15 protein-coding genes are annotated in these 20,169 nt (G+C 41.5%); 10 read left to right on the forward strand and 5 right to left on the reverse strand.

All coding sequences use genetic code 11. The features are described from left to right. Positions 1-253: 253 nt before the first annotated feature. A complete protein-coding gene (locus AUJ82_04900; protein ID OIO59576.1) occupies positions 254-703 on the reverse strand; it encodes a hypothetical protein in 450 nt (149 codons plus the stop codon). A gap of 128 nt (positions 704-831) precedes the next feature. On the opposite strand from AUJ82_04900, the gene AUJ82_04905 reads away from it, so the two are divergent. Both AUJ82_04905 and AUJ82_04910 read left to right on the forward strand, forming a co-directional pair. Further along, positions 832-2,769, forward strand: coding sequence for a hypothetical protein (locus AUJ82_04905; GenBank protein OIO59577.1), 1,938 nt, complete (start codon positions 832-834; stop codon positions 2,767-2,769). A gap of 457 nt (positions 2,770-3,226) precedes the next feature. Continuing rightward, the gene (locus tag AUJ82_04910; protein ID OIO59578.1) at positions 3,227-7,174 is read left to right on the forward strand and encodes a hypothetical protein; all 3,948 of its coding nucleotides are present in this window, start codon (positions 3,227-3,229) and stop codon (positions 7,172-7,174) included. 1,387 nt (positions 7,175-8,561) lie between these two features. On the opposite strand, the gene AUJ82_04915 is transcribed toward AUJ82_04910, so the two are convergent. Together AUJ82_04915 and AUJ82_04920 are read right to left on the reverse strand one after the other, a co-directional pair. Continuing rightward, a complete protein-coding gene (locus AUJ82_04915; protein OIO59579.1) occupies positions 8,562-11,129 on the reverse strand; it encodes a hypothetical protein in 2,568 nt (855 codons plus the stop codon). Positions 11,130-11,249: 120 nt separating this feature from the next. Continuing rightward, the gene (locus AUJ82_04920; protein OIO59580.1) at positions 11,250-11,621 is read right to left on the reverse strand and encodes a ribosomal subunit interface protein; all 372 of its coding nucleotides are present in this window, start codon (positions 11,619-11,621) and stop codon (positions 11,250-11,252) included. Between the two features lie 66 nt (positions 11,622-11,687). Between AUJ82_04920 and AUJ82_04925 the strand changes: the two genes are divergently transcribed. From AUJ82_04925 to AUJ82_04940, 4 genes are all read left to right on the forward strand, one after another. Then, on the forward strand, positions 11,688-12,503 hold the full coding sequence (locus AUJ82_04925; protein ID OIO59581.1) for a hypothetical protein: 816 nt from the start codon (positions 11,688-11,690) through the stop codon (positions 12,501-12,503). A gap of 99 nt (positions 12,504-12,602) precedes the next feature. Continuing rightward, a complete protein-coding gene (locus tag AUJ82_04930; GenBank protein ID OIO59582.1) occupies positions 12,603-13,358 on the forward strand; it encodes a ribonuclease PH in 756 nt (251 codons plus the stop codon). 67 nt (positions 13,359-13,425) lie between these two features. Continuing rightward, positions 13,426-14,613 carry a succinate--CoA ligase subunit beta gene (locus AUJ82_04935; GenBank protein OIO59583.1) on the forward strand — a complete coding sequence of 396 codons (1,188 nt, stop codon included), beginning with the start codon at positions 13,426-13,428 and terminating at the stop codon, positions 14,611-14,613. Positions 14,614-14,652: 39 nt separating this feature from the next. After that, positions 14,653-15,534: a succinate--CoA ligase subunit alpha gene (locus AUJ82_04940; protein ID OIO59584.1), complete on the forward strand. Its 882-nt coding sequence runs from the start codon at positions 14,653-14,655 to the stop codon at positions 15,532-15,534. On the opposite strand, the gene AUJ82_04945 is transcribed toward AUJ82_04940, so the two are convergent. Further along, positions 15,525-15,710: a hypothetical protein gene (locus AUJ82_04945; GenBank protein ID OIO59585.1), complete on the reverse strand. Its 186-nt coding sequence runs from the start codon at positions 15,708-15,710 to the stop codon at positions 15,525-15,527. The two genes, AUJ82_04940 and AUJ82_04945, sit on opposite strands and share 10 nt — an antisense overlap. A gap of 81 nt (positions 15,711-15,791) precedes the next feature. On the opposite strand from AUJ82_04945, the gene AUJ82_04950 reads away from it, so the two are divergent. Continuing rightward, positions 15,792-16,004: a hypothetical protein gene (locus AUJ82_04950; GenBank protein OIO59586.1), complete on the forward strand. Its 213-nt coding sequence runs from the start codon at positions 15,792-15,794 to the stop codon at positions 16,002-16,004. Between the two features lie 75 nt (positions 16,005-16,079). Here the strand turns inward: AUJ82_04950 and AUJ82_04955 are convergent, their stop codons facing one another. Continuing rightward, positions 16,080-17,006 carry a hypothetical protein gene (locus AUJ82_04955; protein ID OIO59587.1) on the reverse strand — a complete coding sequence of 309 codons (927 nt, stop codon included), beginning with the start codon at positions 17,004-17,006 and terminating at the stop codon, positions 16,080-16,082. A gap of 159 nt (positions 17,007-17,165) precedes the next feature. On the opposite strand from AUJ82_04955, the gene AUJ82_04960 reads away from it, so the two are divergent. The 3 genes from AUJ82_04960 to AUJ82_04970 all read left to right on the forward strand — a co-directional run bounded on the left by AUJ82_04960 (position 17,166) and on the right by AUJ82_04970 (position 20,019). Beyond that, positions 17,166-17,972, forward strand: a complete 807-nt coding sequence (locus AUJ82_04960) for a flagellin (GenBank protein ID OIO59588.1) — start codon at positions 17,166-17,168, stop codon at positions 17,970-17,972. A 226-nt stretch (positions 17,973-18,198) separates the two neighbouring features. Next, complete coding sequence (locus AUJ82_04965) at positions 18,199-19,005, forward strand: flagellin (GenBank protein ID OIO59589.1); 807 nt, start codon at positions 18,199-18,201, stop codon at positions 19,003-19,005. Between the two features lie 207 nt (positions 19,006-19,212). Continuing rightward, complete coding sequence (locus AUJ82_04970; protein ID OIO59710.1) at positions 19,213-20,019, forward strand: flagellin; 807 nt, start codon at positions 19,213-19,215, stop codon at positions 20,017-20,019. Positions 20,020-20,169: the final 150 nt, after the last annotated feature.

Below are 20,169 nucleotides of genomic sequence, written 5' to 3' on the forward strand. Positions count from 1 at the left end.
GGGGGTTGCTACTTTAGGATAGACATAGCCGCACGTTTATTAAACAAGAGAGTCAGGGAGGCATTTAGCATGGCCCATGACTTAGAGTAGCAGAGCGTTTTCCTGCGAAAGCGAGCCAGATAATGCCTGACCGTGCAATTAAAACTTTCGATGATATGAGTGTGAGCTTTTCCCTGTATGTGTTTTTCTGGAGGAAGAACGCTTTCGTAAGCTAACAGGTGGTCGGTTGCATATCCTTGGCAGGGTATAGGTTTTATTCTCTCCCAGAGCTTTTGTGCTGCAAATTGATGACGGCCTCCACAGTAAAACGCAATGGGCTTTCTTCGCTTGCGATCATAAGCAATCCATACCCAGACTCGCCGGGCTTTTTTTTAACGTAATGCCACATCTCATCCAATTCCATGATCTCTACTGCCTTGACCCCTTTCGTCTGCCTAAGCTCTCGCACTTCCCTTGCTATTTGCCTCATCCATCTCATTACACTCACATCACTTACTTTCAAAAACCTCCCTATTGCCGCAAATCCCATGCCTTCCAGGTAAAGCTGCAATGCTTTGCGCTTTATCGCCTTGGACTTGCCCCTCGGTCTCGATTTCGTATAATTACAACCGCACGACTTGCACTTATATCGCTGCTTTTCGTGCGCTTGACCATTCTTTACCTTCTTTTCGCTTTTGCATTTAGGGCATTTCATCTCTCTCATTTAATCCTCTTCTTCCCTTACTGTCTATCCTAAAGTAGTAAACCCTAAAATTGTGATAATTGATTTTTTATTGACTTAATTTGTAATTTTTTAAATTATTATACTCTTTAAATTTGAAGCACAAAATAATGGATAAGAGATTAATTAATAATTCAAGTAAATCTAGCAGTTTGGATCTTAATAATAAGGATACGGGTGATGGAAGTAATGTCCGGTCTGTTATTAAGGATAAAGATAGCCTAAATAAGAATCAAGTTGTTGAACTTGTTGACTCAATAACAATTGACCAACGCAATATCACTCAAATCTCAAGCGGAGTAGGGTTTGATTCCACGACAGGTACTCTTTGCGTAGACGAAGATAAACTTACCCTTAAGGAGGATATGGGACTTACTGTGCAACTCCTTGCAAGACAATGTCCTCATCTTCTCATGGCAAACTCGATTTTATCCGATGAGATGATCAAGGAAACGGATGACATTTCTAGCGAGAGGTGTAATGCACTAAAGCGCCTCCATGAAACTGGACTTATAATAAAAGACCAAAATAACTATATTCTTATGTTTTTTTCTGAGAATGAGTTCTTTGATCAAATTTCTGGACCAACTACGCCTTCCAAAGAAGTGTATACGCAAATAAAAACAGTGTTTACAGAGGGTTCAAAGCGTTTCAGCGAAGTTAAAGATCTAGTTGAATTTTTGATTAAATCGGTTCATAAAGAAGTGAATGAACTTCCAGTAATTAATTACACTAAAAATGCTAACCGAGCTGAGGAATTGATCACAGGAATAGAGAATCAGGAAAGCTCAGGTTTAACCATTATTGATCAAACCCAAAAAGATACTTACAATTCTTTTAAGACACGGGAACAAGAGAACCTAGAGAGAAAACAGCGCATAAAATTAAAAGCAATTGCGATCGAAAAATTCAGACAGCAGAAAAAAGAGACGAATAAAAAAACGCTTGCGCTGCTCGACTCATTATTTAAATGCTTCGATGTAAGTGCAGACATCCTCAAACGTGTTAGAAGTTGTCCTGTAATGGCGTATGCTTTGTATGATATGTTAAATCTTCAGTGGAATCGTTTTATCATTGAGACCGCAATGCTAAAGAAAACCGAATTTTTTAAACCTGATGTCGTAGATAACTTATATTATCATGGTGCTTTAGCATTCGCTTTGGTAATGAGCAAGCTGCGTCCTTTTGCGGAAGAGATCGCTCAGGAATGTAAGTTTGAACTCAATGATAAGTGCTACAGCAATTTTATGAAGCACAATGGCGAACTCCTGAAAGCAATTGAAGTGAAGCGTGCAAAACTCTCCAAATCCAAATTGAAGAAGAATAAGGTGGTTCAACTGAAGACTGAGAAACAGGTGCCTATTATCAAAAAAACCGAGATCGAGGAGGGGGCAACGATCGGCAAGAAGCCAGAGCTAAAGGATGTGAAAGTCGAGATTGCTGAAGAGATGAAAACTAAGGAAATGAGTCTGCCAAAGGAGGTCACGGTCAAAAAGCCTACTAAAAAGGAAAGGAAAATAAAGAAAATGCTCGAGAAATCTCAAGAGCGTAAAGAGCTGGTTGAGCAGTATAAAACCGAACAGGAGTTAGCAAAAGAAAAGAAAATTAATGAGCGGATAGCTCTTATTAAGAACGCCTATAAGCTTCCCGATGCAACTTCGTTTGCGAAAATTTCTAATGAGGTGAATAAAACACATAAAGAGATCTTCGATATTGTTTTCGGATTTAAGGAGAATAATAAGGTCATCAACCACGAAAAGGTAATTTCCCTTGCAAGGCACCTTAATCTCGTTCTATCAAAGTACGGCTTCTCCACTTGCGGAGCTGAACTTGTCGCGGAAGTCAAAAATCGAATTCACATTCGCCACGATAGTAAAGACTCAGGAGATAAGCTCCCGAAGCATTATGTTGAGGTTCTTCGTTCTTCATTCATCTTGTTCGGCATTATCCCAAACAACTGGGAGCCGCAAACTCAGGAAGATTTTGATGCCTTGGAAAAATTCAAGACACGTCAATTCTACTGGAAACTGATTAATCCAGAGGAATAATGCGGGATTGATAGTGCTACAACTTAAACGATTGAATTAAGTGACATCGTGGATCTAGATGCGCTGTACCTCGAGCTAAAGCTCGCCGATCCCAATTTCTTCAAGGACAATACCAGAAGCGCCTTCTCTCATGAAGGAGCACTCCGTCCTCCAAGAAAAGCTGGAAAAACTCATTAAAGACTGGGAAAAGCTCACCGCCGCCATCGAATAACCGCTAGCATAAGCTGCTACACTTGTTGCGCACGCCTTACTTGTTAAGGTGTGCATGTAATTTACTTTGCGCCGGAAAAGTCCCTCAGGGAGTGGCTAGCCTGGTAAAATCATTCAAATACAGGCACTTCACCAAGGTAAGTAATGTTTCTTATTAAACAGTAGGTAAATGTAAGATTTACACTTTACATGCGCTCGTTAATCATCTATAATCCATCAAATTAATAAATAAATAATATCAATAAATATGAACGTCGATATCAATAAAGGAAGTTTAATAAATAAAAACAATCAATTTAACGGTAATGAATTCTGTTTCAATAAAGACAATTCTAACGACAAAAAGCGTCAAGTCACTTCCGAGCAAAAATCAAAAGATAGCTCCTTTAGCTATTTCTCTAGCTTAACAAACTGGGCTGGCAGCTTCTTCTCCAATAATGAAGAGTCATCCAAAAGCATTTTTGATATCTATTTCGAATCACCTAATAATAACAACATAAAATACGACTCTTCAAAGTCAGTAATAGAAAATTTAGACAATTTTACTCAACAAAACCAACAAACCCGGGATTTCATCATCCAGGTCATTTCAGACGAAAATGCGCATCTCGATGCTATCGCCAAAGCCCTGGAACTCCTGGAATCCGATAACAGCCTTTTTAACAAAACTTCTCAAAAGGACTATTTCACAACGCTTACCTCTCGTCTTAAGGACAAAGAAACCATCCTCAAATCCGGCGAATACTATTTTTACGAATCCTTAAAGCACGCTTTTGAAGATGGAAATACGGGCTGGTATAACGAACATATCTCCTACAACAGCCTCTTTAAAAACGCATTAAATAGTTACTTAGAAACATTTCTAAAAGAGGAAAACAAAGCCGAACTTCTCAAACAATCAGGGCTCTCTCAGGAACAAAGTACTCACATCGAAAACATCCTCAATCAGTACGAGGATAATATAGATGGTCATAAGCTGCTCAAATACGCATTACTCAGCTCGGAGGAAATCACCTACTCGGAGGAATCCGGCATCTTTAAAAGGCTTTGGGACTTTGCGTGCAAAAACAAGGGTAAAATCGCCACAAGCATCTTTTTAAGCATGCCCCAGATCGTTAACACAACCGAAGGGAGTATGCCTACTTCCGAGAATACATTTAGTTTTGGTCGTCAAGCTGTGCCTAAAAACCAGAATCCTTTAAGCAATCGAAATACATATCCTTTAGAAACAAAAAAACTATTCCTGCCCCCACCAAAATGTCCCTATTTCCGTCAATTAGGGAGTAACTATGAATACATGCATTCGATGAAAATTGATTATTACCCCAATCACTGGCAATCGGATCTTTATAACGCATTTAGGGAAAAAAATTTAAAAAACGCAGAGTCATTACTCAGGACGAACAAAATAATGATCCAGGATGACTTTAATAACCCTATTTTAAATCAGGCAGTCCAGGTAAATTCTACTTCATGGGTAATAGGTTCGCTGATTGAGCGTAATGCTTTCATGTCCGAAGAAATGGGCAGTACCCTTCTCGGTGATGCTATTAAGGACAAGCTATGGTATGAAGCCGCGATTTTAGTAGAGCATGGTGCAAAAGAAGATCTCGATAATTCGTTACTTACTCAAGCGCTTGAATCAAAAGCAGAAGATCACGAGATAGCCCAGATAATAGACGGTAAAGCTTATTTAGGTAAAGATGCTGGCATCAACCTCATGCAACAAGCCATTAAAAATAAGCAATGGCCTATTGTAGCATCTCTCTTAAAGCGCGGGGTGAAAATTAGTACCAACGTATCCATAATTAAGCTGGCTCAATCGTCAGGCGCAAACGCATATGATATTGCAGGATTATTAGGCGCAGGTGCTAAGGAAGGATCAGATGATCTTATCCTTAAAAAAGCCATCAAACGTGGAATTAATGATCATGAAGTAAAGGCTCTAATCGATGCGGGTGCCAGCCTGGGCTCTGATAATGGGAAAAGTTTTCTCGAAGGTGCCATCAGCAAAAAGCAGTGGTTTAGCATTGCCGTACTTTTAAAGGCAGGTGCAAAGGAGGATCCAAACAACCTTATCCTCAAGCAGGCTATCGAAAGCGGAACTGCTATCTATGACATAAAGCCCCTAATCGATGCAGGTGCCAACCTGGGCTCTGATAGCGGGAAAGGTCTTATCGACCTCGCCATCAGCAAAAAGCAGTGGTTTAGCATTGCCGTACTTTTAAAGGCAGGTGTAAAGGAAGATCCAAACAAGCCTATTCTTAAGCAGGCTATCGAGAGCGGAACTTATATCTATGACATAAAGCCCCTAATCGATGCGGGCGCCAGCCTGGGCTCTGATAATGGGAAAGGTCTTATCGACCTCGCCATCAGCAAAAAGCAGTGGAAGATCGTTGAACTCTTCTTGAAAGCAGGTGCCACGGAAGATCCAAACAACCTTATCCTCAAGCAGGCTATCGAAAGCGAAATCTCTATCTATGACATAAAGTCCCTAATCGATACGGGTGCCAGCCTGGGCTCTGATAGCGGGAAAGGTCTTCTAGAATTCGCCATCAGCAAAAAGCAATGGGGTGTCGTTGAACTCTTCTTGAAAGCAGGTGCACAAGAGGATGAAAGTAGCTCCATTGTGGAAAAAGCCATCAGCTTAAACATAAAAGATAAGGAACTTAAAAATATTATCCAAAGCGGGGCTAAACTGGGCTCAGATAATAATAAAAATAAACTTTTCACGGATTTTGTTAAAAGAGCTTATTGGCGCTCCTCTTTCGCAATCTTGGCGCAGGATCCGTCATTGATTAACCGTGTAAAAGATCTTGATTTGGCTCAGCTCGAATCGCTCATCTTGCACTCTTCTGGAGGCGTGTCTGTACTTAAGGAAATTACGAAAATTGATGAGCGTGTCTTGAAGCATGTCAATTTAAAAAAAGCATATACAAGGGCGCTTAATGAAATTTCATACCAAACATTAAGCACTATTAAAAATGCTGGTGATGCTGAAAAATTGATCCAATCTGGTGCGGTAAATATTGATATCGTCACGTCTAAAGCTCCTTATGGCTCTATTGCGCAACTTTACTATTCGAAGGATGGCCCATGGCGTGAGCTTGCTCTCAAATATAGTGAGGAATCGCTCATTCGCGGTCTCCAAATCCTGCACAGCAAGGGTGATCTTAAGCAAATTCGCCCAAAGGGCAAAGAGCATGTCACGACTATTGGCATCGTTCATACAAATCCTTACAGTGGTTCGTTCACTGACAACGGTTATCGCCTCGCCAGAAGGATCATGAATCGCATCGACAATCTCGAATATGTCATCATCACCCCGGATCTTTTGACAAAGGAGGTCATGGCGCAACTCGATGGCGTCTACCTATCGGGTGGTGGCGATAATTATCCACAGAGCGAATTTACGCTCAATGGCTATCCCGAGATCAAACGTTCATCTCTGGAAAATCATTATCAAAATGCGCTCAAATTGGCAGATGAAGAAAAGGTTCCGGTAGTTGGCATATGCCTGGGTAACCAGCAAATCGGTTTATACAACGGCGCAAGTATAAACAAGGTAGGATTCCACAGTTCTACAACGGTGTTTGAAACCAACAGCCCAACCAATTTCTTTATGCTCACAAAACAGCAAAAGAGAAAAGCGTTGAACGATTGTAAAATAACGCAAATCAAGATAGAACGCGTCATCTCTGCGCATAGTTTCGCTGTTATAAATCCGGGTAATAAAGGACTTAAAATTTCCGGAAAATCATTAACAGGTACAAGTGAAGCCACCTACAGGGATCTGGATTTCTTCGGTACGCAATACCACCCAGAAACGGTCAGCGCCCAGGCAATCCATTATAAAAATAAACCGGAAAATAATCGCCCGCTTCAATTACGCTACATGTACGAAGTCACGCGACAATTCCAGCGTCGTAACAGGTTCTTGAAAACGGCTCGCAAGGTTGAAAAAGCAGAGCATAAAATGCAGGCTATCAGTCTCTCTAAGAAATATAAAACGTTAGCAGATCAAGCTCTATTAAAGCGCTTGGAACACTGCACAACGAAAAAAGATCCAAAATCGCAGTCAGACTGGAAGAATCTAAACGTCAAGGAATTCTCCTGGGAAGCTTTTGATGAAGCGTATTTAGTAAAGCTCGAAGAAGAAATGACTATTCTTCAAAAAAACAGAGCAAAGAACTAAAAGTAGTTTTTATAAAAAGCAAAGGATGTATTTTAAAAATAAATACATCCTTACTTTCCTTGATTTAAGTCAATGGATTTACACCTCCATATTCCAGGAATCTGGCATGTCTCACTAAAAACACATCTAAAAAAAACTCCTAACTTTCAAAAAGCTAATCTTATTCACGCCATTACAGTGCTCACTCGTTCACATAAACGAAAGAAATTTTAACTTTTTTTAAAAATCATCCCAATTATCCCAACCATCCCAATTATCGCCCGGAAAAACTCTTGACACTTCTGTATAATAGAAGAAAACCCTTTCGCAAATACCGAAACAAACCCCGCCTCAATATAAAATCGTTACTACCCCTAAGCAACGAACCCACCTTGACACTTCGAGATATAGGTAACCAGCCTGTAGCGAGACCAGAGCCAAAAATGTCTGTCGGATCCATCTGTCGAATATCAAAGAGCCAAAACACGAGCCGCCCAAACCACTACCGAACGCAAAAAAACCATTCTCACTCATATTAACGATTCACTCCCTTATCGGCATCCCTCTCTTTCCCTCCATCCATAAACTTATCACTACAACTCAACCTTTCAATCAATCATTTTAAATCACACCTAACCCTTCCCGCCACCTTGGCACTCCGAGCGCAGCAAGGTAAGAGCCAAGAGTGTCTGCCATAGCCTTGGCGTAGGCAGGTCGCTACGCTCGCATCGGGAGTCCTTGCCTACCAATCCAATTTAATCACCCAAACTCATTTCTAATCGAAACCCATACTGAACACGCCCTGCGTGACAACGATTTATCTTTTATAGCCTCCCTCCAATTTTTAAATCTCCAATTACCACAACCCCATCGCCACCTTGGCTCTTCGAAATACAGCAACCACCCCGTAACGAAACCAAAGCCCAACACATAAACCATAGCTTTAGCTCATTTAGCTCAACCAGGCAAAACCACCACGAGATTCAAAAGCAAGCCATTCTCTCAACTTAACAATCCAACCCCCTTCTCGGGCACCCCCTCTTTTTCTCCATCCGTAATACTAGCACACAACTGCAACTCCTCAATTCATTTATTTAAAAAAATCCCTTAATCACCTAACAACCCCAACCCCGCCGCTCGCTCCGCTCGCGTCAGGAGACTTTATCCCTCACCCCAAAAAACCAACATCCTAAAACTCACTCATTTCCTATGAACCAAAATCAATGTAATCACTCACTCGCTTCACCGGGAATAACCCACCCGCCATAGCGTCTCAACTCCACTCACGCCTACTCCTGATCAACGCATGACGGTTGCTAATGCCACGGGCGCGGAGGTTTTAGATCCTCGTCTGAGCATAAAATTGCAAAATATTCCTTCCTGCAACACCAGGGCATGAGGCGCCAGTCTATTCCAGCGTCTTGCCGCCAATAACCAGTTTGACCTTTTGCGCGTCATCAAAGTACTTCTGGGCAAATGCTTGTATCGAATCCTTCGATACCGCTTCAACCAGTTTGTCATAAGTACGCCACTGATTCACCGGGAGCCCATACAGGCAATTCAACGAAGCATCCAAAGTCCGCGCGCCAAGTCGCTGCAAGTTCATCTTCCGCTGCGCAAGAATATGCGTCTTACTATCCGCAATCTCCGCATCAGAAATGTCCCCACGCTTCAACCGCGCCACTTCCGCTTCAATCTCCTGAACCACCTGTTCCGCGTGTTTCGGATGAGTCCCCGCGAAAAAGAAAAACATGCTCGCCATCGTCCCAATCACCCTCTGGGATCCCACAAAATAGGCCAGCCCCAATTCTTCTCGCACACGAGAGTATAACTTACTCGACATACCACTCGTAATCTCATCCAACACCTCTCCCGTCTGAAAATCAGCATCTGTAACAGTAACATCGGGGTACGCCACAAGCACAATCGCTTGCTCACTCTCAGCAGTCTCTTCGAAAGACCCCTGCTCAGGCCCAGCAAACGCAAGCGTTTGCTTCTGAAACGGCGTTGAAGGAATCTTCTCCAACCACGCCAACTTCTCCAGCACAACATCCCGCTCAAACGACCCTGTTACCGCTACCGCAAGATTATCCGCGCAAACCAGCTTCTTATAAAACATAGCCGCATCATCCCGCGTCATCCCTTCGAGCGCATCGACCGTTCCCAGGCTCGTCACCCTAAACGGGTACTCGCCAAAAAATAGCTCTCGAAGCCGCAATGTGGCATAAGAAGTAATTTCATCCAACGTCATCTGTATCGAAGAGATCTGGCCATCCCGTTCAATCTCAAATGTGTCCTTCAAAAAAGTAGGCTCCAAAAGCGCTTGCTCAAGAATCTCCAACGAAACATCCAGATCACTTGGAAGAAACTCCATCCCAAAGCCAAAAGTGTTATTGCCGGCCATCTCACTGAAATTGATCCCAAGATTCTCAGTTGCTTCAGCCACCTCCAGTGCAGAACGCTTTTGGGTATCCTTAGTAAGCAGAGTAGACATCAACGCCGTTAACCCTCGTTGATCCACGCTCTCGTATAAAGGCCCACCCAACGAGACCACGCTCAGTTGAACTTTAGGCAAAGCAAAATAGGGCTGCAGCAAGACGCGAACACCATTCTTTAGCGTTATTTCCTCGAAATCCGGCAAGGCTAGCGGTTTTTTCACGACCACTGAAGCTTTCTTAACAGAATTGGGCTCCAATGCTGCTTTAGTAGATTGTTCTAGCACAAGATACTTCTTCGCTAAATCTTGTAAATCGCCTGCCTGAACAGCCTTAAGCTTATTGAGCATATAACGTGGAAATCCTAGGTCACCTGCAACAACTTCAGCAGAACCGAGTTGCGAGGCTTGCCCGCTCATCGTTTTCCGTGTATTGATTTCGCCTATCATCGCTTGCCGAATTGCCTTATCAATAGCGGATTGTTGAAAGCCCTTTTGCATCACTTGATCGCAAATTCTATATATGCCTTCTTCGGCTACGGCTCGTTTCTCTGGATCGCAACTATATGATATCCAGAATAAACCGCTATCAACCGGTGTCCAAACCGAAGTATCTATGGAGTGAACGATATTTTCCTTTTCGCGTAATTCCTGCCACAAGAGGGAACTGATCCCTTCACCCATAGCATTAGCTAATATACGTAAGCCTGGAGTGTCATCATGCCCAAGGCCTGGAGTCTTGAAAACAACATTGCCGCGAGTTAAGTTATAATCACCGGATTGATAGAAAGAGCGCTGGGCATATTGTAGTGGCTCGGTTGCGATATAGGGAGCATTCAAGCTGCGCATGGGCAAAGATCCAAAATACTTTTCGATCTGCTCCAATAGGGTAGGAGTGTCAAATGTGCCAACAACCACCAAGACGCAATTATTGGGTGAATAACGTTTTTGATAATATTCCCAAAGATCATCACGACTAAGGCCTTCAAATATTGAGCGAATACCGATGACTGGATATTTGTAAGGGTGATTATGATAAACTGTTTTAAAAGTACCTTCAGAAAGCAAAGTGCTTGGCTCATCTAGACCCATATCGATTTCACGCAAAATTACGGATTTTTCATTAGCTGCTTCTAAAGGGTCTATATTGGAATGGAAGACTATATCGGAGAGCACATCTAGGCTCATTTCGAGTGCATCGTTGGGCCCATCAATGTAATAAACAGTGCGATCAAAGGTGGTATACGCGTTAGTGTTGGCACCCTTAGCATGAATATCATTACTGATTTTTTTGTAGTCTCTTTTATCAGTCCCCTTAAAGAGCATGTGCTCTACGTAATGAGATATGCCCGAGCCAAGGAAACGATCCTCATGTATGCTGCCTGTTTTAACCCAAAGTTGAGTTGAAACGATTTCCGCACTATGGTTTTCTTTGGCAATAACGGTTAGGCCATTAGTTAATTGAAAACGCAGAACCTCCTCATCAAGAAGGGTATCAACAATGTTATCTAAATTATCTGCGGTGGCCTGTTTTTTTACCATAGGTGCTATTTGTAGCAGATATGTTTTGGTTGGTAAAATACTTTCCCGCTTATAGGGATAAAAAAGACCCTCATACTCAATGGAATAGGAGGGTCCTGTTTTATTCTTGTAAATGATTACCTAAGCAACGTAGCTTTGGGGTAAGTTTGCTGGGATGTCTAAGCCGCGAGAATTATGACGACGTTTTACACGCAATAATCTGGCTCGACGCCTGAGCTTTCTATCCAGTTTTTGAATCATTTGATCGATTGATTTATATAAATCATCGGTGGATTCTGTTACAATCATGTCAGGCCCATTAATTTCTATATGACCTTTTGCCATGAACTCGCCATGACGCTCTTTTTTATGATTGTATCCGAGTTCTACACGCACTCGAATGATTCTATCCTCATGGCGAAACAGTTTTTCAACTTTTTCACGAACCATGCTTTTTAGCGCTTCTGTCAGGTCCATATGGACACCGGATAGGATGATCTCTTTATTTGTCATTCGTTTTGCTCCTTATTTTTGGGTTGTGGATAAAAAATTGATTTACAGGAACCGGGATAACTTATTATGTATGTTACCATGATTCAAGAATACTCCCCCTCGAACTTCCCTTTTGTGATCATTACTGGTGGTTCTTCCGGCATTGGTAAAGAATTCCTTCACTCTTTCCTTAATATACCCCATGAAGGTACTGTTTTCAACATTTCTCGAAGAAAACCTGAATTTTCTTTCATGCCAAAACGGCCATTTGAGCATTTTTCTTGTGATTTAAATTCCTTAGGGAATCTTGAAAGCACTGTTCAAAAGATCATCGAGCGTATCGAATCATCTTCCGTAAAAGGGCCTATTTTGGTTGTAAATAACAGTGGTTTCGGAAGTTATGGCCATTTTGATCAGCTGGATATTGCACATGAATTAAGCATGGTTGATGTAAACATAAAAGCAGTAATATCGTTGACTCATCGATTGTTACCCCTTTTGAAAAAGCAGTCTGGTGCCCTTATTAATATATCATCTGTAGCTGGTTATGTTCCGATTCCAAACATAGCAACTTATGCCGCATCTAAGGCTTTTATCTTACATTGGGGGTTAGCGTTAAATGCAGAGCTTAAGGGGACTGATGTCCATGTTCTTACTGTTTGTCCTGGTCGTACAGAAACAGCATTTTTTGATAAACCGGCTATGGGTAATCGCACGGCTCGTAAAAGTTCTGGGCAAAAACCTGAAGATGTCGTGAAAGAGTCCTTCTGTGCACTCAAAAAGAGAAAGCCTGTATTGGTATGCGGTGCGAAAAATAAGCTGTTTGCATTTGTAACTTCAAAGATGCCAAAAGCTTTGTTTACCAGTGTTGCAGGTTTTGTTCTTGGAAGGAAAAAGCGTTAGTCTGCGCTAGATTGGTATCGTTTTAAGAACTGACTCTCGTATGCTATTGACGAAGCTGCATGCATTGTCTATGGTAATGCAAATTTACTAAAAATTGCAATGCTACCATTTCAACGTCCCGATTATCGTAAAGAAGAAGAATTAAGACACATAAGTATAGAGACCGGCTTTGCGCCCTATGCTCATGGTTCTGCCCTCATAAGCTTTGATAATACGAAAGTTATATGTTCTGCGATCCTTGAGAACAAGGTGCCTCGGTGGATGATTCAGCAAGGGGTTGAAGGTGGATGGATATCGGCTGAGTATTCAATGCTTCCCTATAGTACGTTAGACAGGAAACAGCGTGATATTACTCGTGGCAAGCTTGATGGTCGTACTGTTGAGATACAGCGAATGATTGGTAGAGCGCTGAGAGCTGTCGTTAACCTTAAAAAGCTGTCCGGTTTTACATTGTGGATTGACTGTGACGTGATCCAGGCAGATGGGGGAACGCGTACCGCGGCCATTAACGGCGCGTATGTAGCGGCGCGTTTGGCTGTTCAAAAAGCCATGATCGATGGAAAGCTCAAAGAAGATCCCTTTACGGGAGTAGTTTCCGCTATAAGCGTTGGTGTGTATCAGGATGTACCCGTACTTGATTTAAACTATGTGGAAGACAAGAACGCTACCGTAGATTTCAATGTCGTGATGACGGACAGTGGAGAATTTATTGAAATTCAGGGTGCAGGTGAAGGGGCGACTTTTCCGGAAGAGCAATTGCATAGTCTGCTTTCATTGGCCAAAAAAGGCATTTCAAAAATCAGCCATTTGCAACTAGATGCTATTAAGAATAATTCTAAATTAAAATCCAACTAACGCTTTTAAATTTAGTCTTGTAATTCAAACAGGGCTGCTATTAACTATTTTTTTACCGAAATTTAATATGAATATTCACGAATACCAAGCTAAACAACTATTTGAAGAATATGGAGTGCCTGTTGCTAAAGGTACTGCTGTTAAAGCTCCAGACCAGTTCCCTTCTGCTCTTTCTGAGTTCTCGGAAGGCATGCTTGTTGTGAAATCTCAAATTCATGCTGGTGGTAGAGGTAAGGGCACATTTGTAGATGGCTACAAAGGTGGAGTAAAGCTTGCCAAATCTAAAGATGAGGCACGTGAGATTGCCCATGCAATGCTGGGAAATACGTTAGTAACCCATCAAACAGGTTCTGAGGGTAGGAAAGTTCAAACGGTTTATTTTACGGAAGCCAATGATATTGAAAAAGAATATTATCTTGCTATTTTATTGGATCGCGCTACTTCGAAACACATCATAATCGCTTCAACTGAAGGCGGCGTGGATATCGAAACGGTTGCAGAGGAGACCCCTGAGAAGATTATCAAAATCAGTATCGATCCGTTGTTAGGTTTAATGCCATATCAGGCTCGTGAAGTTGCTTTTGGTCTCGGCTTTGAATCGGATCAAGTAAAGCAGATGGTGAAACTTCTATTGAACCTTTATCGGCTGTATGCAGAGAAGGATTGTTCAATGGTTGAGATTAATCCCTTGATTACCACACCTGCTGGCCTAGTACTGGCTTTAGATGCTAAAGTGTCTTTTGATGACAATGCTCTTTTCCGCCACCGCGATATACAAAACCTACGCGATCTCAATGAAGAAGATCCTAAGGAAATAGAAGCCTCGAAAGCAGAGCTCAATTATATAGCCCTAGATGGTAACATTGCCTGCATGGTTAATGGAGCAGGCCTAGCGATGGCAACGATGGATATTATTAAGTATTTTGGAGGAAATCCTGCGAACTTTCTTGATGTTGGCGGAGGTGCTAACGAGGAGCAAGTAACAGCAGCGTTTAACATTATTTTATCAGATAAAAATGTTAAAGGTATTTTGGTGAATATTTTTGGAGGCATCATGCGGTGTGATGTGATTGCAAAAGGCATTATTGCCGCAGCAAAGAATGTGAGTATTTCTGTTCCTCTAGTTGTGAGGTTAGAAGGTACAAATGTGGACGCGGGGAAGAAACTGCTTGAAGAGAGTGGCCTTTCTTTAACCTCGGCATCATCGTTAGCAGAAGCCGCTCAAAAAATAGTGGCCCTTGTTGCGGGTAAGTAATGAGTTATCAATGTTTAGAATAAAATCAGGAATTTAAAAATGAGTATACTTGCAGATAAAGATACACGCCTTGTTGTACAGGGTATCACGGGTAATTCAGGTAGTTTCCACGCTTCACAGTGCATGGCCTATGGCACAAAGCTGGTTGCGGGAGTTACCCCTGGTAAGGGCGGGCAAAAGTTTGAAAATAGCGTGCCTATCTTCAATACTGTGAGAGATGCAGTAGAAAAAGAGGGTGCTAATGCTTCGGTTATTTTTGTTCCTCCACCGTTTGCTGCAGACTCTATTTTGGAAGCGCTAGATGCAGGTATAAAATTGATAGTATGTATCACTGAGGGTATACCGGTCCAAGATATGGCGCGAGTGAAGACTAAACTTGAAGGATCTGATGCGCATCTCATTGGGCCGAATTGTCCAGGCATTATTACCCCTGGAGCACAATGTAAAATTGGTATTATGCCAGGTTACATTCATAAGCCAGGATCGGTTGGTATTGTATCTCGTTCAGGAACATTAACTTACGAGGCTGTGTGGCAGCTTACTTGTGCTGGTTATGGGCAATCTACCTGTATTGGTATCGGTGGAGATCCCGTTGTCGGGACAACACATACAGATGCGGTCAAATTATTTAATGAGGATCCAGAAACGGAAGCTATCATTATGATTGGTGAAATCGGTGGTGATGCCGAAGAGGAAGCTGCTTTGTTTATAAAAAACCACGTTAAAAAGCCAGTTGTCGCCTTTATTGCTGGTGCAACTGCTCCTGCCGGAAGAAGAATGGGACATGCCGGCGCTATCATATCGGGTAACAAAGGTACCGCGGAAGCGAAAATTGCGGCATTAAAGGATGCTGGAATTGCGATTGCACCTACACCTTCTGATATCGCAAAAACTTTGCAAGGAATTTACTCTTACTCGTAAGTTGTGTGTAGATTATTTTTCCTTTTTTTAGTACGTAAGTCATTATTTGCGTTGTTTTCGGGCAATTCTTCCAATTTTTTAATTAAATAATCATTAAAACTGAGATCCAGTGAATCTGACAAGCAATTTATTTTTTCCAAGAGGTTATGGGGGATTTGAAGGATAATTTTTTCCATAGGGGTGATAAGGTTTACCGTATTAATTTTGGTTATTTTTTGATAATTTTCAATTAAATATTTGCAAATATATATCCTAATATGTCTGATAACAAAAAAAAATCGCATGAAAGAGCGCCTGGTATGACACAGGTCTCTATAAGCATACCAAAACGCCTAGTCGATAAGGTAGACCGACTGGCTAAAGTTGAACGGCGAAGTCGTTCAAATTACATCGTGAAGGTTTTAGAGGATATTCCTGAAGAAATATACCTCGAAGCCGCAGAAAGAGAAGAGCAGTTTGTAGCTCATTGATTATTCGATGAGTTATGGATTTTAAGTTAAAAAGAGGCTCGTACAGAGTCAGCAAAAGAATTTATCAGTGGGCTGTCATCCTCTAGGATGAGCCTTCTGATGAATTTGTTTGAGTTTCAAGCTATCTACATGCGTGTAGACTTGGGTAGATGATAGGCTCGAATGGCCTAATAACTCTTGAAGTAATCTTAAATCGGCACCATGGTTTAACATATGTGTCGCGAAGGAATGCCTTATTTTGTGCGGGGTAATGTCTTGGGGTAGATTTGAAAAGCGAAGGTGATTCTTTATAAGCTTTTGAATGCCAGATATTTGTATTCTTTTCTTGTTATTCCCCAGGAGGATTGCATCTGTAGCAATGGATTCAGGAGCAAAAATACTTTGAAAATGCTTTAAGCAGGCTAGTGCAACTTTTCCCAATGGGCAAATTCGCTCTTTATTTCCTTTTCCGATAATCCTAGCGGTTCCATCGGCGAAATTAACATCACTGTAGTTAAGATTTGCAGCCTCACTCACGCGTAGTCCTCCCCCATATATAAGCTCCAATACCAATCGATCTCGCCAAGCCTCGAAAGGGGAGATTTCTTCGTTTTTAAGCATAGTTAGCGGGGATTGGAGGAGTAATGCTATCTGCTTCTCTGTTAAGAATTTTGGGAGCATTTTTTCAACTTTAGGCAGGGGGATGCCTATGGCTGGATTTGAGACGAGGTGTTTGTGCTTGAGCAGATATTGAAAAAAGGCACGAATAGCTGAGATATGGTTATGCAAGGTTCGTCTGGAAAGTGTTTTTTGGGATTCAATGACATAATCCCGTAGAATTTTAGAAGTAATTGAGGTAAGGCTAGCATTTCCGGTGTTGTACTTACTGTGCCAAGCGAGGAAGTCTCTTATGGCTTGGTGGTAGTTTCGCTGAGTGTATTTCGAGTACTGCCGTTCATAATGTAGGTAATTGATGAATTGCTCTAAGAGTTCAATTGCAGGTTTATGCTCGGGATTATCCATTTCACATAGTCATGAGTAAAAAAATCAAAAAAATCAAAAAAATAATTAAAGTATATTTTTTGCCCGCCGATATTAAGGTTGACGGAAAAAAGGAAGCTAACCTTCAAAAATAGCCCTCGGTAATAGGGAATTACCAAAACAATCAAGGAGGATAACGCAATGTCAGGAATAATCATTAACACGAACATATCTGCAGTAGATGCAACAAATAACTTAAATAGAAGCAATACTGCGCTACAAAAAAGCTTAAACCGTTTATCTAGCGGTTCCAAAATTATATCACCTGCCGATGACGCTGGTGGTTTGGCTGTATCCATGAAAATGTCAGCAGCCCTTAAGCGCAACATGGTCACACAAGATAATATAGCAAATGCTGTATCGTTCTTGCAGACTCAAGACGGTTCTTTGAAAACCGCTGGCAAAATCATGGAGCGTATATCAGAATTAGCCACACTCTATAGTGACCCTACTAAAAGTTCTACGGACAAGTCAAACTACTCAACGGAGTTTAATCAACTAACATCTCAGTTAACACAGATTCAAGCAGAATCCTTTAACGGGGTTAGCATGTTTGCTACATCCAGTAGTAGTTTGAGTGTGAGTATAAATGAGGATGGCACTCAGTCTGTTAATGTTACAAAAGCTAATTTAAATAGCTCTGTGACGACAATTACGTCTGCTACAACGCTTTCAGGTATTACGGTTGCCGATACAACTTCAGGTATCAACAGTATCGCTACACTACGAGCCACCAACGGTGCACAGACAAATCGTTTACAATTCGCCGCTGATTTGCTCGTAGTTAATAAAGTTAACCTTGAGTCTGCTAATAGCCGTATTTTGGATACCGACATCGCGCAAGAATCAACTAATTTTGCAAGGCTAAACATACTGGTACAATCGGGAGCAGCTATGTTGTCGCAAGCAAATGCATCTGCCCAGGTAGCGTTAAAACTCCTAGGGTAAATCCTGGCTACTGAAAACGAAAATCCCGTCAAAAAAGCCTCTTTTTATGAAAGAGGCTTTTTTGTATCCAAAAATAAAATACAAAATTTTAAAAAAAACTTAAGAAACTAACGCTTTTTACGATTATATAGTTACGCAAAAATAAATTGCACAAGGGTGCCAATCCCTTAATCAAAATGGACCTCGGTAATAGGGAATTGCCAAAAAAATCAAGGAGGATAAGACAATGTCAGGAATAATCATTAACACCAATATATCTGCGGTTGACGCAACCAATAATCTGAACCGCAGTAACTCATCTCTACAAAAGAGCTTAAATCGCTTGTCCAGCGGTTTTAAAATTATATCACCTGCCGATGACGCAGGTGGTTTAGCTGTGTCTATGAAAATGTCAGCAGCTCTTAAGCGTAATAGTGTTACTCAGGATAATATAGCGAATGCTGTATCGTTCTTGCAGACACAAGATGGTGCGCTGAAGACAGCCGGTAAAATTATGGAACGTATCTCTGAATTGAGCACACTTTATAGTGACCCAACAAAGAGCTCTACTGACAAAGCGAACTATTCAACCGAGTTCAATCAGTTGACATCGCAGTTAACACAAATACAAGCTGAAGCCTTCAACGGAGTCAGTATGTTTGCGACCTCTTCTAGCAGTCTGACAGTTGCCATTACGGAAGACGGTTCACAAAGTGTTAGTGTAGCAAAAGCAAACTTGAATAGCGGCGTCAGTACCATAACAGCTGCTACGACACTATCCGGTATCACCGTTTCAAATACGAGCACAGCGATCAATAGTATCGCCACGTTGCGTGCTACCAATGGTGCGCAAACAAATCGATTGCAGTTCGCATCTGATTTGCTCGTTGTTAATAAAGTTAATCTTGAGGCTGCCAATAGCCGTATCATCGATACTGATATCGCGCAAGAATCTACAAACTTCGCTCGATATAATATACTCGTACAGTCCGGAGCTGCAATGCTCTCACAGGCGAATGCTTCTTCTCAAATTGCGTTAAAACTCCTAGGATAAATCCTGATCGCAGTTATCCCAATCCCGTCAAAAGCCCCTTTCTTAAGGGGCTTTTTCTTTTTTTAGTTTATAAACAAGCTAAAGTTTTTCATTTAAAAGACGATTGTATAGCTATCAGGATCTATGTTCTGAAAAGGGTGCCAGTCCCTTAATAAAATGGCCCTCGGTAATAGGGAATTGCCAAAAAAAATCAAGGAGGATACCAAAATGTCCGGAATAATCATCAACACCAATATATCTGCGGTAGATGCAACCAATAATCTTAATCGCAGTAATTCATCTCTACAAAAGAGCTTAAACCGCTTGTCCAGTGGTTTTAAAATCATATCACCTGCAGATGACGCTGGTGGTTTGGCTGTATCCATGAAAATGTCCGCAGCACTTAAACGTAACATGGTCACGCAAGATAATGTAGCGAATGCTGTATCATTCTTGCAGACACAGGATGGTTCGTTAAAGACTGCAGGTAAAATCATGGAACGTATCTCTGAGTTATCGGCACTATACAGTGACGTGACAAAGAGTTCTACAGACAAATCAAACTACTCAACCGAATTCAATCAGTTGACGTCACAGTTAACACAAATACAAGCTGAGGCCTTCAATGGTGTTAGTATGTTTGCGACCTCTTCTAGCAGTCTTACGGTTGCCATTACGGAAGATGGATCACAAAGTGTGAGTGTTACAAAATCTAATCTGAACAGTGCCGTTAGTACCATAACAGCTGCTACAACACTATCTGGTATTACAGTTGCGAATACAAGTACAGCCATTAATAATATTGCTACCTTGCGTTCTACAAATGGTGCGCAAACAAATCGTTTGCAGTTTGCGTCTGATCTGCTCGTGGTTAATAAAGTTAATCTCGAGGCCGCAAATAGCCGTATCATCGATACTGATATTGCGCAAGAATCTACAAACTTCGCTCGGTATAACATACTGGTACAATCGGGAGCCGCAATGCTTTCTCAAGCAAATTCATCTTCGCAAATTGCGTTGCGTTTGCTTGGTTAATCCTGATCGCAGTTATCCCAATCCCGTCAAAGGCCTCTTTTCGAAGAGGCCTTTTGCTTTTTCAGTTTTAACTATAAAAAAAGTTAAAGTTATTTAATATGTGGACGATTTATAAAACATCAGGGCTAATAGGCTCTGACAAGGGCGCCA

It is taken from the genome of Verrucomicrobia bacterium CG1_02_43_26 (assembly GCA_001872735.1).
Taxonomy (GTDB): domain Bacteria; phylum Verrucomicrobiota; class Verrucomicrobiia; order Opitutales; family CG1-02-43-26; genus CG1-02-43-26.

Bases quoted from the DNA above. Each gene is read 5' to 3' on its own strand.
- AUJ82_04900 (OIO59576.1), bottom strand. From the start codon at position 703: ATGAGAGAGATGAAATGCCCTAAATGCAAAAGCGAAAAGAAGGTAAAG.
- AUJ82_04905 (OIO59577.1), top strand. From the start codon at position 832: ATGGATAAGAGATTAATTAATAATTCAAGTAAATCTAGCAGTTTGGAT.
- AUJ82_04910 (OIO59578.1), top strand. From the start codon at position 3,227: ATGAACGTCGATATCAATAAAGGAAGTTTAATAAATAAAAACAATCAA.
- AUJ82_04915 (OIO59579.1), bottom strand. From the start codon at position 11,129: ATGGTAAAAAAACAGGCCACCGCAGATAATTTAGATAACATTGTTGAT.
- AUJ82_04920 (OIO59580.1), bottom strand. From the start codon at position 11,621: ATGACAAATAAAGAGATCATCCTATCCGGTGTCCATATGGACCTGACA.
- AUJ82_04925 (OIO59581.1), top strand. From the start codon at position 11,688: ATGTATGTTACCATGATTCAAGAATACTCCCCCTCGAACTTCCCTTTT.
- AUJ82_04930 (OIO59582.1), top strand. From the start codon at position 12,603: ATGCTACCATTTCAACGTCCCGATTATCGTAAAGAAGAAGAATTAAGA.
- AUJ82_04935 (OIO59583.1), top strand. From the start codon at position 13,426: ATGAATATTCACGAATACCAAGCTAAACAACTATTTGAAGAATATGGA.
- AUJ82_04940 (OIO59584.1), top strand. From the start codon at position 14,653: ATGAGTATACTTGCAGATAAAGATACACGCCTTGTTGTACAGGGTATC.
- AUJ82_04945 (OIO59585.1), bottom strand. From the start codon at position 15,710: ATGGAAAAAATTATCCTTCAAATCCCCCATAACCTCTTGGAAAAAATA.
- AUJ82_04950 (OIO59586.1), top strand. From the start codon at position 15,792: ATGTCTGATAACAAAAAAAAATCGCATGAAAGAGCGCCTGGTATGACA.
- AUJ82_04955 (OIO59587.1), bottom strand. From the start codon at position 17,006: ATGGATAATCCCGAGCATAAACCTGCAATTGAACTCTTAGAGCAATTC.
- AUJ82_04960 (OIO59588.1), top strand. From the start codon at position 17,166: ATGTCAGGAATAATCATTAACACGAACATATCTGCAGTAGATGCAACA.
- AUJ82_04965 (OIO59589.1), top strand. From the start codon at position 18,199: ATGTCAGGAATAATCATTAACACCAATATATCTGCGGTTGACGCAACC.
- AUJ82_04970 (OIO59710.1), top strand. From the start codon at position 19,213: ATGTCCGGAATAATCATCAACACCAATATATCTGCGGTAGATGCAACC.